Origin of the sequence: Enterobacter sp. JUb54, assembly GCF_014298075.1 — a bacterium.
Lineage (GTDB): Bacteria > Pseudomonadota > Gammaproteobacteria > Enterobacterales > Enterobacteriaceae > Klebsiella > Klebsiella lignicola.
In genome coordinates, this window is record NZ_CP060418.1 from 271374 (window position 1) to 288359 (window position 16986).

General features: G+C 60.5%; 16 protein-coding genes. 8 read left to right on the top strand and 8 right to left on the bottom strand.

Annotated features, from left to right (window positions below):
• Nucleotides 1-2 precede the first annotated feature (2 nt).
• Genes menB through menE form a run of 3 tightly spaced genes read left to right on the top strand, consistent with a single transcriptional unit; the run spans nt 3 to nt 3195 of the window.
• Nucleotides 3-860 (top strand): 1,4-dihydroxy-2-naphthoyl-CoA synthase, encoded by an 858-nt coding sequence (menB, locus tag HF679_RS01245; RefSeq protein ID WP_123755219.1) that lies wholly within the window; start codon nt 3-5, stop codon nt 858-860.
• The gene (gene menC / locus HF679_RS01250) at nt 860-1825 is read left to right on the top strand and encodes an o-succinylbenzoate synthase (protein WP_123755218.1); all 966 of its coding nucleotides are present in this window, start codon (nt 860-862) and stop codon (nt 1823-1825) included. The genes menB and menC overlap by 1 nt, the downstream gene beginning before the upstream one ends.
• On the top strand, nt 1822-3195 hold the full coding sequence (gene menE / locus HF679_RS01255; protein ID WP_123755217.1) for an o-succinylbenzoate--CoA ligase: 1374 nt from the start codon (nt 1822-1824) through the stop codon (nt 3193-3195). The genes menC and menE overlap by 4 nt, the downstream gene beginning before the upstream one ends.
• On the opposite strand, the gene HF679_RS01260 is transcribed toward menE, so the two are convergent.
• The 4 genes from HF679_RS01260 to HF679_RS01275 all read right to left on the bottom strand — a co-directional run bounded on the left by HF679_RS01260 (nt 3192) and on the right by HF679_RS01275 (nt 6600).
• Complete coding sequence (locus HF679_RS01260) at nt 3192-4709, bottom strand: tripartite tricarboxylate transporter permease (protein WP_123755216.1); 1518 nt, start codon at nt 4707-4709, stop codon at nt 3192-3194. The two genes, menE and HF679_RS01260, sit on opposite strands and share 4 nt — an antisense overlap.
• A gap of 11 nt (nt 4710-4720) precedes the next feature.
• Nucleotides 4721-5152 (bottom strand): tripartite tricarboxylate transporter TctB family protein, encoded by a 432-nt coding sequence (locus HF679_RS01265; RefSeq protein WP_123755215.1) that lies wholly within the window; start codon nt 5150-5152, stop codon nt 4721-4723.
• Nucleotides 5153-5167: 15 nt separating this feature from the next.
• Nucleotides 5168-6148 carry a Bug family tripartite tricarboxylate transporter substrate binding protein gene (locus HF679_RS01270; RefSeq protein ID WP_123755214.1) on the bottom strand — a complete coding sequence of 327 codons (981 nt, stop codon included), beginning with the start codon at nt 6146-6148 and terminating at the stop codon, nt 5168-5170.
• A gap of 329 nt (nt 6149-6477) precedes the next feature.
• On the bottom strand, nt 6478-6600 hold the full coding sequence (locus HF679_RS01275; RefSeq protein ID WP_148060389.1) for a small membrane protein: 123 nt from the start codon (nt 6598-6600) through the stop codon (nt 6478-6480).
• A 452-nt stretch (nt 6601-7052) separates the two neighbouring features.
• Here HF679_RS01275 and HF679_RS01280 point away from each other — a divergent pair, with 452 nt between their 5' ends.
• From HF679_RS01280 to HF679_RS01290, 3 genes are all read left to right on the top strand, one after another.
• Entirely contained in the window at nt 7053-8084 is a 1032-nt protein-coding gene (locus HF679_RS01280; RefSeq protein ID WP_123755213.1) for a linear amide C-N hydrolase, read from the top strand.
• 188 nt (nt 8085-8272) lie between these two features.
• Entirely contained in the window at nt 8273-8947 is a 675-nt protein-coding gene (gene tctD / locus HF679_RS01285; protein WP_123755524.1) for a transcriptional regulator TctD, read from the top strand.
• Entirely contained in the window at nt 8934-10373 is a 1440-nt protein-coding gene (locus HF679_RS01290; RefSeq protein ID WP_123755212.1) for a sensor histidine kinase, read from the top strand. Before tctD ends, HF679_RS01290 begins: the two co-directional genes overlap by 14 nt.
• Here HF679_RS01290 and nudI read toward each other — a convergent pair.
• On the bottom strand, nt 10350-10775 hold the full coding sequence (gene nudI / locus HF679_RS01295) for a nucleoside triphosphatase NudI (RefSeq protein ID WP_123755211.1): 426 nt from the start codon (nt 10773-10775) through the stop codon (nt 10350-10352). The two genes, HF679_RS01290 and nudI, sit on opposite strands and share 24 nt — an antisense overlap.
• Nucleotides 10776-11006: 231 nt before the next feature.
• Here nudI and HF679_RS01300 point away from each other — a divergent pair, with 231 nt between their 5' ends.
• Both HF679_RS01300 and HF679_RS01305 read left to right on the top strand, forming a co-directional pair.
• On the top strand, nt 11007-11549 hold the full coding sequence (locus tag HF679_RS01300) for a YfaZ family outer membrane protein (protein ID WP_123755210.1): 543 nt from the start codon (nt 11007-11009) through the stop codon (nt 11547-11549).
• Nucleotides 11550-11645: 96 nt separating this feature from the next.
• The gene (locus HF679_RS01305; protein WP_154144206.1) at nt 11646-12845 is read left to right on the top strand and encodes a nicotinamide mononucleotide deamidase-related protein YfaY; all 1200 of its coding nucleotides are present in this window, start codon (nt 11646-11648) and stop codon (nt 12843-12845) included.
• 7 nt (nt 12846-12852) lie between these two features.
• Here the strand turns inward: HF679_RS01305 and glpC are convergent, their stop codons facing one another.
• The 3 genes from glpC to glpA are packed head-to-tail and all read right to left on the bottom strand — an operon-like array spanning nt 12853 to nt 16908.
• A complete protein-coding gene (gene glpC / locus HF679_RS01310) occupies nt 12853-14040 on the bottom strand; it encodes an anaerobic glycerol-3-phosphate dehydrogenase subunit GlpC (protein WP_154144207.1) in 1188 nt (395 codons plus the stop codon).
• Nucleotides 14037-15296: a glycerol-3-phosphate dehydrogenase subunit GlpB gene (gene glpB / locus HF679_RS01315; RefSeq protein WP_154144208.1), complete on the bottom strand. Its 1260-nt coding sequence runs from the start codon at nt 15294-15296 to the stop codon at nt 14037-14039. The genes glpC and glpB overlap by 4 nt, the downstream gene beginning before the upstream one ends.
• Nucleotides 15286-16908, bottom strand: coding sequence for an anaerobic glycerol-3-phosphate dehydrogenase subunit A (gene glpA, locus HF679_RS01320; protein WP_187042516.1), 1623 nt, complete (start codon nt 16906-16908; stop codon nt 15286-15288). The genes glpB and glpA overlap by 11 nt, the downstream gene beginning before the upstream one ends.
• Nucleotides 16909-16986 lie beyond the last annotated feature (78 nt).

A 16986-nucleotide genomic window follows, 5' to 3' on the forward strand; every position in this document is an offset into this window, starting at 1 on the left:
CTATGCTCTCTCTTGATGAAGCCATGCTGTACGCCCCTGTGGAATGGCACGATTGCTCCGAAGGCTACACCGACATTCGCTACCAGAAATCGACGGACGGGATTGCCAAAATCACCATCAACCGCCCGGAAGTTCGCAACGCGTTCCGTCCGCTGACGGTGAAAGAGATGATTCATGCGCTATCCGACGCCCGCTATGACGACAATATTGGCGTCATCATCCTGACCGGCGAAGGCGATAAAGCGTTCTGCGCCGGCGGTGACCAGAAAGTGCGCGGCGATTACGGCGGCTACCAGGATGACTCCGGGGTGCATCACCTCAACGTGCTCGACTTCCAGCGTCAAATCCGTACCTGCCCGAAACCGATCGTGGCGATGGTCGCCGGGTTCTCCATCGGTGGCGGCCACGTGCTGCACATGATGTGTGACCTGACGATTGCCGCAGAGAATGCCATTTTCGGCCAGACCGGCCCGAAAGTCGGCTCGTTCGACGGCGGCTGGGGCGCATCCTATATGGCGCGGATCGTCGGGCAGAAAAAAGCGCGGGAAATCTGGTTCCTGTGCCGTCAGTACGACGCTCAGCAGGCGCTGGATATGGGGCTGGTCAACACCGTGGTTCCGCTGGCAGATCTGGAAAAAGAGACCGTCCGCTGGTGCCGCGAAATGCTGCAAAACAGCCCGATGGCGCTGCGTTGCCTGAAGGCGGCCCTGAACGCTGACTGCGACGGTCAGGCGGGTCTGCAGGAGCTGGCGGGTAATGCCACCATGCTGTTCTACATGACTGAAGAAGGTCAGGAAGGGCGCAACGCCTTTAATCAGAAGCGTCAGCCGGACTTCAGCAAATTTAAACGGAATCCATAATGCGTCAGGCGCAGGTTTACCGCTGGCAGGTACCGATGGACGCGGGTGTGGTGCTGCGCGAACGGCGGTTAAAAACTCGCGATGGGCTGTTCATTCGTCTGCAGGAGGGTGAACGCACGGGCTGGGGCGAAATTGCGCCGCTGCCGGGGTTTAGTCAGGAGTCGCTGGAAGCGGCGGAATCTGCGCTGCTGACGTGGGCGCAAGCCTGGCGACAGGGCGAGGAGCTCACCGAGCCGTCTCTGCCTTCCGTGGCTTTCGGCGTCAGCTGTGCGCTGGCGGAGCTGAACGATGCGCTGCCGACGTCGGCGGATTATCGTGCGGTGCCGCTGTGTAGCGGTGACCCGGATGAGCTGTTCGCCAGGCTGGCGAGCCTGCCCGGCGAAAAAGTGGCGAAGGTTAAGGTCGGGCTGTATGAGGCGGTCCGCGACGGCATGGTGGTGAACCTGCTGCTGGAGGCGATCCCCGAGCTGACGCTGCGTCTTGACGCCAACCGCGCCTGGACGCCGCTGAAAGCGCAGCAGTTCGCCAAATACGTCAACCCGGACTATCGCCAGCGTATCGCCTTCCTCGAAGAACCCTGTAAAACCCGAGACGACTCGCGGGCTTTTGCCGCTGAAACCGGCATTGCCATTGCCTGGGACGAAAGTTTGCGTGAAGCCGATTTTCGTTTTCAGGCGGAGCCAGGGGTGCGTGCGCTGGTGATCAAGCCCACGCTGACCGGCAGCCTGCAGAAGGTGCAGGAACAGGTGGCGGCCGCTCACGCGCTGGGGCTAACGGCGGTGATCAGTTCATCGATCGAGTCGAGCCTCGGGTTGACGCAGCTGGCGCGGATTGCTGCCTGGCTTACGCCGCAGACCATCCCCGGCCTCGATACCCTGGCGCTGATGCGCGCCCAGCTAATTCGCCCCTGGCCGGACAGCCCGCTGCCTTGCCTGGGCCTGGACGAACTGGAGCCGTTGCTGTGACCTTTAGCGACTGGCCGTGGCGGCACTGGCGCCAGCTGCGTGGTGACGCGCCGGCGCTGCGTTTACACCACTCTATCCTGAGCTGGCGTCAGCTGTGCGCCGAGGTCGATGCGCTGGCATTGGGGTTTCGCGAACAAGGGGTGAGCGAAGGTGATGGGGTGCTGCTGCGGGCCTACAATCAACCCGCCACCGTGCTGGCGTGGCTGGCGCTGCTCCAGTGCGGCGCCCGGGTATTGCCCCTCAACCCTCAGTTGCCCGCTTCGCTGCTTGCAGCGCTATTGCCGTCTCTGAACCTCCGCCACGCGCTGGTGCTGAACGGCGAGCCGCTAGACTGTGGTTGTCCGTCTCTGGCGCTGCAACGCGCGGCAGGGGAGTACGCGCTACCGTGGCGCGAAGAACGGCTGGCGTCAATGACGCTGACCTCCGGTTCCACCGGATTGCCGAAGGCGGCGGTACATACCTATCACGCACACCTTGCCAGCGCGCAGGGGGTGCTGGCGATGATCCCGCTGGCGGCGGACGACGACTGGCTGCTGTCGTTGCCGCTGTTTCACGTCTCCGGCCAGGGCATTGTCTGGCGCTGGCTGCTGGCGGGGGCCCGTCTGACGGTCGCGGAGAAACAGCCGCTGGAGCAGGCGCTGCAGGGCTGTAGTCACGCCTCGCTGGTGCCAACGCAACTGTGGCGACTGCTTAAGAGCGAGGCCGAGGTATCCCTGAAAGCGGTGCTGCTGGGCGGCGCGGCGATCCCGGTGGCGCTGACCACCGAGGCCCGCGCCCGGGGGATCCGCTGCTGGTGCGGCTACGGCCTGACCGAGTTTGCCTCGACGGTGTGTGGCAAAGAGGCCGATGGCGCGCCTGATGTCGGCCAACCTTTGCCCGGTCGGGCGCTGAAAATCGTCGACGGTGAAGTGTGGCTGCGCGGCGATAGCCTGGCCTCCGGCTACTGGCGTGACGGCAAGATGTTGCCGCTGCTCAACGACGCCGGGTGGTTTGCTACCCGCGACCGTGGCGAGCTGCATAACGGCAGGCTCACTATTCTGGGGCGCATGGATAATCTCTTTTTCAGCGCTGGCGAAGGGATTCAGCCGGAAGAGGTTGAGCGGACGATCGTGGCTCATCCGCAGGTGCAGCAGGTGTTTATCGTGCCGCTGGATGACGCTGAGTTTGGTCAACGACCGGTCGCGGTGGTGGAGTGTGATGTCGGGTGCGATATGGCCGCGCTGGCGGCTTGGTCCCAGGATAAGCTGGCGCGTTTTCAGCAGCCGGTACGTTGGCTGACGCTGCCGGAATCGTTAAAAACCGGCGGGATTAAAATCTCCCGCCGGGCGTTACGTGATTGGGTTAATACCGCTGGGCGCGAACCCGATTAAGCCTGATTCGCCTCGGCGCGGCGCTGGCGCTGCTTACGTAAATAGCGCAGCACCGGGGGAACGATAATCACGGCGATGGCGAGGAACAGCAGGGTTTTGGTGACGCCGCTTCCCCACAAGATCCCGAGGTTGCCGTTGCTGATGGACAGCGCGCGGCGCAGGTTTTGCTCGAGCATTTCTCCCAGTACGAAACCTAAAATCAGCGGGGACATCGGGAAATGCATCTTACGCAGGATGTAACCGAGTACGCCCAGTCCGACCATCAGCAGTAAATCGAAGGTGGTGCTGTGAACGGCGTACACCCCGACGGCGGATACTGCGGCAATCGCCGGCACCAGGAACCACAGCGGGATCGTCAGCATCCGGGTAAACAGGCCAATCAGCGGAATGTTCATGATCAGCAGCATCACGTTGGCGATCAGCAGCGCCGCGATCAATCCCCAGACGATATCCGGCTGTTCGGTAAACATCGCCGGACCCGGCGTGATGTTATACAGCGTCAGCGCGCCCATCATGACCGCCGTGGTGCCGGAACCGGGAACGCCGAGGGTCAGCATCGGGATAAAGGAGCCGCAGGCGGAGGCGTTGTTGGCCGCTTCAGGGGCCGCGACGCCACGGATATCGCCTTTGCCGAAGTTGTCGCTGTTACCGCTGAGCTTTTTCTCGGTCATATAGGTGATGGCGCTGGCAATCGTCGCCCCGGCGCCGGGCAGGATGCCGACGAAGAAGCCCACGACCGAGGAACGCAGCGTCGCCCCGACGCACTGACCGGCTTCTTTGGCATTAAACAGCATGCGCCCGGTTTTACGTACCAGCGTCTGGCCGCCGCTGGTGCTTTCCAGCATCAGCAGGATTTCAGATACCGAGAACAGTCCGATGACCACCACGATAAACTGCACGCCATCGGAGAGGTGGACGCTGTCGAAGGTGAAACGGTAGACGCCGGTATTGGCATCCACGCCCACCGTCGCCAGGCCTAAGCCAATTAACGCGGCGAGGAACGACTTCAGCGGGTTCTGCGCCATCATGCTGCCCAGGCAGGCGATAGCGAACACCATCAAAGCAAAGTACTCTGCCGGGCCAAATGCCAGCGACCACTGGGCCAGCACCGGCGCGAACAGAATGATGCCGCCAATGGCGATTAACGAGCCAACGAACGAGCTGACCGCCGAAATCGACAGCGCCACGCCACCGCGCCCTTGCTGCGCCATCGGGTAGCCATCCAGCGCGGTCATAATCGCGGCGGCGTCGCCGGGCACATTGAGCAGGATCGACGAGATCCGCCCCCCGTACTCACAGCCTATATAGACCGTGGCCAGCAGGATCAGGGCTGATTCCGCCGGGAGGTGTAAGGCAAACGCCAGCGGCAGCAGGATCGCCACGCCGTTAATCGGCCCCAGCCCCGGCAGCAGGCCGACAATGGTCCCCACGAAACAGCCGATCAGGGCAATCATCAGGTTCGTTGGCGTCATCGCCACGGCGAAGCCCTGTGAAAGATAAATCCAGGTATCCATAAACTTCTCCGTTAACTTAACCAGACGCCAAGCGGCAGGGTGACATCAAGCAGGGTGTCAAAGGCGTACCATAAGGCGATACCCATCACCGCGCCGGCAACGGCAGTCGCACGGAGCGTGGCGCCAAACAGCAGGCCGATAACGGCGGTTAATAGCGCGGTGGCAAGCGGAAAACCGAGCCATTCAAAGCCCCACGCGTAGAGCATCAGCACCACCACCATGGTCAACAGACGCTGTAACACCAGGCGTCCGGGCCAGGCCACCACATCCGGACGGCGCAACAGCAGCAGCACTGAGCACAGCAACATCAGGCCGATAATCCCCACCGGGAACGGGCGGGGGCCAACGGGCTCATAGGAGTACTCACTGTGAATCTGCCAGGCGATGAACATCCCGCCTGTGCATAGCAGCAGCCAGATCCCGGCAAAAATACGATCGCTCATGGCAACCCCCGTAGATTATTTCGCCAGGCCGAAGGCTTTGGCCTGCTCGCGATAGTCGTTGACCTGCTTCTTCACGTAACTATCCAGTTCTTTGCCGTTCATGTTGAATTCAAACAGGCCGCGCAGTTCACGCTGCTTTTTGAATTCTTCGGTTTGCTGGAGCTTCGCGAACTCATCGACCCACCACTGGTAGTCGGCATCGCTGACTTTCGGGCCGACGTAAAAGCCGCGGATAATTGGCCACACCAGGTCGTAGCCCTGCTCTTTAGCGGTCGGGACGTTGGCCAGCGCGCCGGGTAAGCGCTCGCTGGAGAAGACCGCCAGGACGCGGATTTTATTGCCCTGCAGGTACGGCACCATTTCGCTCAGATCGCCCGACACCGCCTGCACGTGATTACCCAGCAGGGCGGTCACCGGCTCACCGCCGCCTTCAAATGCGACGTAGCGCATTTTGTGGGGATCGACATTAGCCTTTTGCGCCATCAGCGCGGCTTTCATCCAGTCCTGGCTGCCGATAGAAGCACCGGCACCGATGACGATACTGGCTGGATCTTTCTCCATGGCGGCGAGAAACGACGGTAAGTCTTTCCACGGCGAGTCGGCGCGCACGGCAATCATGCCGTAGTCGGTGCCGACGCTGGCCAGCCAGCGCACATCGTCGACGCCATAGCGGCCAAATTTGCCTTGTGAGAGGTTGAGCAATGAACCGCCGGAGAACGCCACCACGGTGCCTGGTTCGCCAGGACGCTGCGCGACAATGGCGTTATAGGCCACCGCGCCGACGCCGCCGGGCATGTAGGTGACGCGCATCGGTTTTTTGATGGTGCCGGTTTCCATCAGGCTGACCTGAATCAACTTGCAGGTCAGGTCAAAGCCGCCGCCCGGTTTGGCGGGAGCAATACATTCGGTACGAGACGGTGCTTCAACCGCCCAGGCTGAAGCGGTACAGAGGCATAACGCAAGCGCGCTAAGATGGCGCAGGAGTGGTCTGTTCATAAGCTTCCTCAATCGGGTGCAGGGTCTGTTTATTGTGGTTATGTGAATCAATATCGAGTGACTTGGTTGCGCAATTGTTAAATCAAAAACCTTTCATTTCCCTTTCAATGGCGGCGCAACTTTGCAGGATGTGATAGACCTCTCCAATTTGGATTAGCGGCAAGGGGATAACGTGATCGTTGACGTGTCTGGGGTGACGCGTAGCGTGAAAAAATAACGGGGCCAGCGTTGGCCCCGTTATTTAACGGTATGACGCGAAAAAGCGAGAAAGTGAACCAGTGAATATTAATGTCAGATTAATGAGTGGAGCCATGCAATCATATTAGTACTCAGCGTCGTCTTTTCATAAAAGCATGTTTATGCTTTCTGATATCTTTCAGGTACGAATATAAGCAATAAACGGAGGTGGCAAGGAGCGCAGCGGCTACCGCCAGGAGTAAAATATTTCCCATGCTATTAGTCAATTGATAGTGTGGTGTTTTTCGAATTCATTATATGAATGACTGCAGGGGTAATCGTGATCTAAATCATGTTTTTTTGCTCATTTATAGTACATCGAGGCTCATTTAATACATTGTACTGATGAGTATGTCATGACGTATTGTTGTTATGGTTATTTCTGTTTTATCTATTTCTTTAGGTATGTCACTTATTAATAAAACAGGTAAGGCATATCTGTATTTTTTATTATGATATACGGTTTAAAATATCTCTTATAATATTATTCCTCTCATTGAAGGCATCAGGCAGGCAATATTAGTGTGTTTTTTTACCGGCCTGCGCCACAATAATCTGGCGTCGCGTTTTCCCGTGGATTACGATCTACTGAACCGCGCTGGTGGCGCGGGCGAGGCTGGCAGCAAGACGCAGTGTTCGACAGACCAAATGAACAGAGGGGAAGACAATGTGCACACGGGTTATCTGGCCTGACGCCAATGGTGCGGTGATTGTTGGGCGTAATATGGATTTTCATAAAGATCTGCTGACCAATTTATGGACGCAACCGCGCGGGATCTCTCGTGACGATGGTGTACAGGGGGCGCTGAAGTGGACCTCGAAATATGGCAGCCTGGTGGCGACCGCGTTTGACATGATCTCGGTCGACGGGGTGAATGAGCAGGGGCTGGCGGGGCATGTCTTATGGCTGGCGGAATCTGACTACGGTACCCCCGATCCAACACGCACGCAGCTGAGCCAGGCGGTGTGGCTGCAGTACTTCCTCGACAACTTCACCACGGTGGCCGATGCCGTCGCCTGGATCGACACCTCCGATGTTCAGGTGGTACAGCTGGCGGATCCCACCGGCGGGCACCCGCCGGCTATTCACCTCGCGCTCGATGATGCCACCGGAGATTCATGCATTATTGAGTACAGCGGCGGGAAGGCTAGCGTCTACCACAGCCCGGATTACCGGGTGATGACCAACTCGCCGACCTACGACCGCCAGCTTGAACTGGTCAAAACGATTGACGGGCTGGGTGGCGACAGGCCGCTTCCGGGTTCTACGCTGGCGAGCGACCGCTTTGCCCGCGCCAGTTACTATGTCAGCCGGCTGAGCCAGCCCCAGACCCAGGTGCAGGCCATCGCGGCAATGTTCAGCGTCATGCGCAATGCGGCGCAGCCGTTTCGTATCCCGGATCCCGGCAAACCCGACGCCTCTCAGACCCTGTGGCAGACGGTGATTGACCTGACCAGAAAACGCTTTGTTTTCGAGTCCACTACCCGCCCGAACATTGTCTGGGTCGACCTTGAGAAGCTGAATTTTGCCGAAGGAGCGCCTCAGATGAAGCTCAACCTTGTCGATGACCTGGCGGTCGAGCAGGGGATCGCCGGAGAGGTCAGCCAGAAATTCACGTCCGGCGCGACGCTGACCTTCCTGACGCTTGAGATGGAAAAACAGATGCTGGCAGCGGCGCACCGAGGGGCCGGGCAGTAGCGCGGTTTTATGTTAGGCCGCTTGCAATTACGTCGGGCAAATGTTGCAAGTCTGTTGCATTTTGACATGCTCAATTTTCTGCTCGTTCCGCTAGCCTGGTATTACGGGTTAGCTTGCGGATCGGCAGCAGGAAAGAAATGGCATTGAAATAGCGTTTATTTCAATACAAACATGGAGATATGTTAAAAATGCGCCTCTTATTAGCCGAGGATAACCGCGAGCTGGCCCACTGGCTGGAAAAAGCGTTAGTGCAGGGCGGGTTTGCCGTGGACTGCGTTTTCGATGGCCGGGCGGCAGACCATCTGCTGCAAAGTGAAAAGTACGCGCTGGCGGTGCTGGATATCGGCATGCCTGGGCTGGACGGTCTGGAGGTGGTTCAGCGGCTGCGCAAACGCGGGCAGACGCTGCCGGTGCTGCTGCTGACTGCCCGCAGCGCCGTGGCGGATCGGGTGAAAGGGCTGAACGTCGGCGCCGATGATTATCTGCCGAAACCCTTTGAGCTGGAGGAGCTGGACGCCCGGCTACGGGCGCTGCTGCGGCGCAGCGAAGGGCAGGTGCATGAAGTTCAGCAGCTTGGCGAGCTGGAGTACCGCGATGAAGGCTATTTTTTGCTGCGCGGTGAGATGCTGTCGCTGACGCCCCGCGAGCAGGCGCTGCTGACGGTGCTGATGTTTCGCCGCCTGCGTCCCGTCTCACGCCAGCAGCTGTTTGAACAGGTCTTCAGCCTCAACGACGAAGTCAGCCCTGAAAGTATCGAACTCTATATTCACCGTTTGCGTAAAAAACTGCAGGACAGCAACGTGCGGATCACCACTCTGCGTGGCCTGGGGTATGTGCTGGAGTGCGGGAATGAAGTGGCATAAACCGCAGTCGCTGTTTGCCCAGCTGTTGCTGTTTCTCGGCCTGCCGCTGGTGCTCTTATGGGGGTTATCCGCTTTTAACAGCTACGTCAGCGCGCTGCAGGCGGCGACGCAGGCCTATGACCGGACCTTGCTCTCTTCCGCCCGCACCGTGGCCGAGCGGCTGGTGGTGCGCCATGGCAAGCTGGAGGTCAACGTGCCATGGGTGGTGCTGGATAGCTTCGAGCTCAACATGAACGATCGCCTGTACTACAAGGTGGTCGATCCCCAAGGGAAGGTGATTTCCGGGTTTGACGATTTGCCCGCCATGCCGCCCTCCACGTCGCGCACTCAGCTCTATCCGGCCTTAGCCTGGTTTTATCACACCGAGTATCGCGGCCAGGCGATACGGGTGGCGCGCCTGCTGCAGCCGGTGAACGAAGGCGGGATCGTCGGCATGGCGGAAATCTACATCGCAGAGACGTTGCAGTCGCGGCGATGGCTGGCCGGTCAGTTGCTGTTCTCGTCGTGGGTATCTCAGGGGCTGCTGGTGCTGTTGACTCTGGTGTTGACCGGCTGGCTGCTGCGGCGGGTGCTACGCCCGATGCGTCAGCTGTCGGCGCTGATGGTTCGCCGTGAGCCCGGCCTGCTGACGCCGCTGCCGGAGTTGCTACCATGGTCAGAAACCCGGCTGCTGATCGTGGCCTTCAACCGCTACATTGACCGCCTGCGGGTGATGATCTCGCGCCAGGAGCGGTTCAGTGCCGACGCCTCCCATCAACTTAAGACTCCGCTGGCGGTCTTAAAAACCCAGGCCTCGGTTGCTTTAGCCAGCGATGATCCGCAGCTGTGGCGCGAAAGCCTGCAGGCCATGCGCACCACGCTGGATGGCACGATCCTGCTGACGGAGCGGCTGTTACAACTGGCGAGCGTGAAGCGCAAAGAGCAGGGAGAGCGCGCCTTTGCGGTTGTCGATCTGCATGAGATTGCCCAGAACAGCTGTTTTTCACGCATCCCGCAAGCGAGAAGCAAACATATCGATCTCGGCTACGAAGGGGAGCAGGCGGCGGTGCTGATTGAGGGCGATAGCGTCCTGCTCGGCGAGCTGTGCGCGAATCTGCTCGACAACGCCATTCGCTATACCCCCGCCAACGGCACGGTGACCCTGAGCCTGCGCGATGAGGGAAACAGCGTGGTGATGACCATCGAAGATAGCGGCCCGGGGATTGACGACAGCCAGGTTGAGCAGGCGCTGCTGCCGTTTCATCGTCTGGAGAACGTCGGCGATAACCCTGGTGCCGGCATCGGGCTGGCGCTGGTGAACGATATCGCGCGCCTGCACCGCAGCCATCCGCAGCTGCAGCGCAGCGAAACGCTGGGGGGCCTGAAGGTCAGTCTGCGTTTTCTGAGCGCGGCGCCGAAGCGATCAGAGCAGCCCTTTCAGAGTTAAGGTTTTGCGGGTGGCGACGTTCAGGTCATACAGGGGCAAATCCTGCGGCTTAACCCACGCGTACTCCTGGAACTCCTCGTTGATGGTGACCTCACGATTGGCGCTGATGCAGTCGAAGATCAGGTAGATCATATAAATCTCTTCCTGATGGCCATCGGCAAAGGTTTTCACCCGGACGTCGTCGCTGAAGGTCCACGGGGTAATGCTCACCAGTTGCAGGGCTTCTCCCAGCTCTTCCCGGACCTCTCTGCGCAGCGCCTCTTCGATACGTTCCCCGGGCTCCACGCCGCCGCCGGACAGCGCCCATTGACCGGGGAATACGCCGCGATCGTCTGCCATTTTGCACAACAGATAGTGCCCTTCATGTTGGATCAACGGGCAGACGATAGTTCTTTGGCGCATGGCAGTCTCCTTGAGGTAATGGCCAGAAAAATGACCTGAAGGTGCAGTGTGCGAGCCGCTTGCCTGAATCGCAAGCCTCATTGCGACCCTGTTGGCTATCCTGGCGGAAGCAACTGGTTACAATCACGATGGTAAAGGTTGTTTTAGTGGATTGATTCCTTTGCGATCGGCAGTACAATTCTGCGGTTTTTGGGACTTTTTTTGATTCTTGTTTACTGGATAGAGTAAAAAATGAAAAAGCGCGTTTTATTAGGTCTGGCTGGCGTGATGTTCGTTTCCACTGCGGCACATGCGATCAGCGTGACCGGCGAAGCCGGTGAGCATTTCACCAACCTCGGCGTCGGTTTCGGTACCGAATCCGCAGGTCTGGCAGTCACCGGCAACTGGATGCATAGCGATAACGATGGCGATGCAGCCGGTCTGGGCCTCGGCCTGAACATCCCGCTGGGGCCATTCCTGGCAACCGTTGGCGGCAAAGGGGTTTATACCAATCCGAAGAGCGGCGATGAAGGCTATGCTGCGGCGGTTGGCGGCGGCCTGCAGTGGAAAATTGGCGACAGCTTCCGTCTGTTCGGCGATTACTACTACTCTCCGGATTCTCTCTCCAGCGGCATCCAGAGCTATCAGGAAGCTAACGTTGGCGGGAGCTGGACCGTTATGCGTCCGCTGAGCATCACCGCCGGTTATCGCTACCTGACCCTCGAAGGCAAAGACGGCAACAAAGACAATACCATTGCCGATGGCCCGTACGTCGGCGTCAGCGCCAGCTTCTGATGATCTCCCCCGGCGCGGTCTTCCGCGCCGTATTCCTGTCTACTCCGCCCGCACCTTACGCTATAGTGTTCCTTCTGGCAGGCAAGGAGTACAAAAATGATAAATGTGGAAATGCTCTCTACCGGCGATGAAGTGTTGCACGGACAAATTGTCGACACTAACGCCGCGTGGCTGGCTGACTTTTTTTTCAATCAGGGATTACCATTAACGCGCCGTAACACCGTCGGGGACGATCTCGATGCGCTGGTTGCGGTGTTGCGCGAACGAAGTGAACAGGCCGATGTGCTGATCGTCAATGGCGGCCTCGGGCCGACCAGCGATGACCTGAGCGCGCTGGCGGCGGCTACCGCAAAAGGGGAAGGGCTGATTCTGCACGCCGGATGGCTGGAGACGATGACGCGCTTCTTTGCCGAACGCGGACGCCCGATGGTTGACAGCAACCGCAAGCAGGCGGAAATTCCCGCCAGCGCCGAGATGATCAACAACCCGGTTGGCACGGCCTGCGGTTTTGCCGTACAGCTCAACCGCTGTCTGATGTTTTTCACCCCCGGCGTGCCGTCGGAATTCAAAGTGATGGTCGAACAGGAAATTTTACCGCGACTGCGCAGCCGTTTCTCTCTCACTGAACCCCCATTGTGCCTGCGTCTGACCACCTTCGGGCGTTCGGAAAGCGAGCTGGCGCAAAGCCTCAATCCGCTGACGTTGCCCGACGGGGTGGTGATGGGCTATCGCTCGTCGATGCCGATCATCGAACTGAAGCTGACCGGCCCGGCAGCCCAGCGCGAGGCGATGCTGGCGCTGTGGCCGGAAGTGAAAAAGGTCGCCGGGGAGAGCATGATCTTCGAGGGGACGGAAGGGCTGCCCGCGCAGATCGCACGCTGTTTGCAGGAGCGTCAGCTCAGCCTGACCCTGAGCGAGCAGTTTACCGGCGGCTTGCTGGCGCTGCAGCTTTCCCGGGCCAGTGCGCCGCTGCTGGCCAGCGAAGTGGTACCGTCGCAGGACGAGTCGCTGGCACAATCTGCCCGCTGGACGGCAGAGCGCCGGGTGAACCATTTTGCCGGCCTGGCGCTGGCAATCGGCGGCCAGGAGGCCGATCACCTGAATATCGTCCTTTCGACGCCGGACGGCACCCATGCGCTACGGGTTAAATTCAGCGCCACCCGCTACAGCGTGCCGGTTCGCCAGGAAGTGTGCGCGATGATGGCCCTGAATATGCTGCGTCGCTGGTTGAACGGTCTGCCGGTTGCCGCTGAGCATGGCTGGATCAACGTCGTGGAGACGCTGTTCGTCGAGTGACCCTCCCTCACGCAGGCGCGTCCAGCGCCTGCGCCAGTAACGTAATCGGATGTTCACAGCGTTTGCTGGTGGACATCTCGATTTGCCATTTGCAGGTTTCACAATCGGTGACCACCAGGTCAGCGCCGCTGTGCTCAATCTGCTGGAACAGCGGGGCGCCGATGGCCTGCGACGCGTCGTAGTTTTCCGACTTAAATCCGTAGGTGCCGGCGATCCCGCAGCACTGCGACTCGAGTACCTCCAGCTGTAGCCCGGGGATCTGCCGTAACAGTTCCAGGGTATACAGCGACCAGCCCATCTTTTCCATATGACACGGGGTGTGGTAGACCACCTTCAGCGGCAGCGAGCGCAGCGGCAGGGGGCGTCCGGCATCGAGCTGGCGCCAGATCCAGCGGGTGGCGAGCTCAACCCGATCGCGTACGTCGTGGTTATCAACGTCCAGCAGGTGCGGATACTCGTCGCGCAGGGTGAACGTGCAGGTTGATGAGGTGGCGATGACCGGCAGCGATTTTTCGCGGATGGCGGCGACGTTGCTCAGCGCCTGTCGGCGGGCTTTGTCGACAAAACCGTTGGCGATAAGCGGCACCCCGCAGCACTTCTCGCGGTTCAGCAACTGCACCCCGGTGCCCATGGCGTTGAGGACGCGGAGCAGGTCGAGCCCGAGCTGCGGATGGTTGTAGTTGACGTAGCAGCCGTGAAAGAACGCCACCTGTTCACTGAACTGTGCCTGTTTCTGCGCCTGCTGGCGGTAGGCGCGGCGAAAAGTGCCAAAGCCATATTTTGGCAGCGTGCGGCGATGGTCTATTTTCAGCGCAACATCCAGCAGTCGGCGAACCGGTTTGAGTCCGGTGGTGGCGTTGACCAGCGGGGCAAACGGGGTGGAGAGGGTGCCCATCAGGTCGGTATGGCTGAGGATCGCATCGCGCAGGGTCGGCTTTTGCTGGCTGTACCGGGCGCGGGCGCGCTGGATAATATCGCCAATCTTGACATCCGAAGGGCAGGCGACTTCGCAGCGCTTGCAGTTGATACAATATTTTAAGGCCTCGTCATACAGCGCGCCGTCTTTCAGCCGCAGGCGCTCGCCATCCGGCCCCGCCTGTTTCGGGCCTGGATAGCCGGGATTGACCCGGCTGACCGGACAGCTGGTGGTACAAACCGTGCATTTGATGCAGCTCTCAAAGCGGGTATCGTTCATGCGGCACCTCCGGCAAGCTCGTGAATCTGTCGGGCGACGTGCAGCGCGGTCACCGCGCACACTCCGCCGCCGCACCCCAGTTGAATCGGGTCGAAACCGCCCAGCAGCGAGCCAATAGCAAACAGATTGTGCAGCGGCTGGCCGTCGAGTTGCGGGCGCAGTATCGCGTCGGTGATCAGGCCGAAGCGTTGCCAGGGTTGAGAGGCGAAGAAATCACGCTGATACCAGTTCTCGCGCCCGGCGATCTGTTGCAGGTCGAGGCCGAGAATCGGCTCCTGGACCTGGTTTTTGTCGGCGATTAAGCCATTGCTGAAGAAACTGCCGCTGGCCAGCACCGCGTAGCGCGGACGTAGCGACACATCGCCGTGCTGACGCGTCCAGACGGCGGTCACTTGCCCGGACTGATGGCTGATGCGCGTGACCTCGTCCCCCGCCAGCCAGGTGCCGCCGGTGGCAATAAAACGGCGCTGCAGCTGATTGTGCAGACGCATGCCCGGCACCGAAGGTGGCAAGGTGGGCAGCAGGTGCAGCGGGCAGGGCAGCTGCTCCTGTAGCCAGCGGTACAGTCCGGCATCTTTCAGACCGAAACAGGCGGGCAGGATCAGCAGCTCGTGGCACTGCGCCAGCGGGCGTAATGCGGCCAGCAGCGCCGGCCAGTGGCGCTCGTCGTCGAGCACCCTCGCGATATTGACGGCGCGAAATTCGCTGGGGTTATCGCGCAGAACATCCAGCATCGTTAAGGCGATCTCCGTTGCGCTGGCGTTCACGCCCTGCTGGCTGAGCGACGCGGCGGCCAGGTGCGGCTGGAAGTCGGCGAAGCCTTCGATGCCCACCACCCCCACGCGGCCTGCGGGCAGCGGGGCGACCGGGACCTCCAGCGGGGAGAGCCACGCCGGACGCAGGGTGCCCAGCGGCGTCACGCGTAAATGCGGCTGGTGCGCGTCGCCCTGCATCGCAATACCGCTGGCGGCCAGCAGCGCTTCGGTCCGGGCGGCATAGCGCATTACCTGCTCTGCGCCGAGTCGGGCATAAGGATGCGCGGGAAGCTGTTCGGCCAGGCGGGCAATGCCCTGGGCCACATCGGTTACGCGCTCGCCATCGGGAAGGGCGCTGAGCAAATCCAGCGACGCGGAGGAAAAGTGCAGCGCGCTCTGGCCCCGGCTGACGATCAGGCATCGCTGACCGTATTGATTGAGGGCCAGCCCGCAGAGCAGCCCGGCCAGTCCGCCGCCGATAATCACGCAATCAAATTTCATCCTGATGCTCCTGTTGCAGCCCGCACAGTCCGAGGTAGACCCAGCGGGTGAATTCGCTTTCCCGCAGCGCATCGCCCCAGGCGACCGGCTGCACGCCTTTCCAGCGTTCGTTTAAAAATTCAGAGAGCTGGGTCAACGACTGTGCCGGGGTGGTGATATTGAACCGTTGCAGCAGCCCGGCGGCCCGGCAGGCGCACAGCTCTCCCTGGCAGGTGCCCATGCCGATACGCGTGCGGCGGCGTAAATCGAGCAGGCTGTTGACCGCTAAATTTTCGACGGCGTACTGCACTTCACCGGCGGTGACCATTTCGCATTCGCAGATCAGGCTGCGGTGCTGGCGGGTATCGCCCAGCCAGGCCGGGGTACGATCGCCGTGGCGATAGAGGGCGGAGCCGCGCAGCGGTGCGGGGAGCGAGATAATTTTCTTCACCGTCACTTCCGGTGCTTCTGCGGAGCCGGGCAGCGGGGGCCCGGCGGTGGTGCAGGCAACCTGATGGTCGAGCTTGCGGCACACCGCATCCGTCGCCCATTCCGCCATCAGGCGATAGGTCATCAGCTTGCCGCCGGTAATAGTGATAAACCCCTCCATGCCGTCGCGGGCCGCGTGATCGAGCAGCACAATGCCGCGGCTGACGCTGCGTCCGGTGGGGTCATTATCACTCGCCACCAGAGGACGCACGCCTGAGTAGGCGCGCAGCACCCGGGTACGGCCGAGGACCGGGGCCAGCTTTTCCCCTTCGCGCAGCAGAATGTCAACTTCGGCCGCGGTGACCCGGTTGTCATCAATCTCATGGTCGTCGATATGCACCGAGGTGGTGCCAATCAGCGAAATGGTATCCCCGGGCACCAGAATATCGGCATCGGCGGGCTGGCGGCAGCGGTTGATAACCTGGCGGTTAATACGGTGGTCGAGGATCAGCAACGATCCCTTGGCCGGGAACATCGCTACCCGCAGATCGGCATATTCGGCGATCCGTTGCCCCCAGATCCCGGCGGCATTGACGACGACGCGGGCGTGCAACGTGCGGCTTTCGCGTTGTTGGGTGTCGTAGTAGGTCACGCCGCTGACGCGTGCGCCCTGGCGGATAAGCCCGGTAATTTCGCAGCCGGTCAGAATAGTGGCGCCGTGCTCTCGGGCATCCAGCATATTGGCGGCGCACAAGCGAAAGGGGTCGATAGTGCCGTCGGGCACCTGCACGGCGCCGAGCAGGGCCGGGTTGACGGTGGGCTCCATGCGGCGCGCGTCTTCCGGCGACAGCTGGCGGGTATCAATGCCGGCCTGCTGGCAGGCGTTGATAAAGGTGCGCTGCCACCCGAGGTCGTCCTCGGGAAGGGTAATAAACAGCCCGTTGGTGGGTTCAACGCAGTGGCGGGCGATGCGGCGCAGGATCCGGTTTTCGCTGATGCACTCCCGCGCTGATTCACTATCGGTCACCGCGTAGCGGGCGCCGCTGTGCAGTAACCCATGGTTACGCCCGGTCGCGCCGGTGGCAATATCGTGACGTTCAATCAGCGTCACCTGCAGCCCGCGGAGTGCACAGTCTCTCGCTATCCCTGCGCCCGTTGCGCCACCGCCGATGACGATGACATCACACTCACGGATTTCGGCCATCTTTCGATCCCTCTACTTTCGTTTAGCGCCATTTAGCCATACAAAGCTTATGGTTTGTTTGATTTCGAGCATATTCGA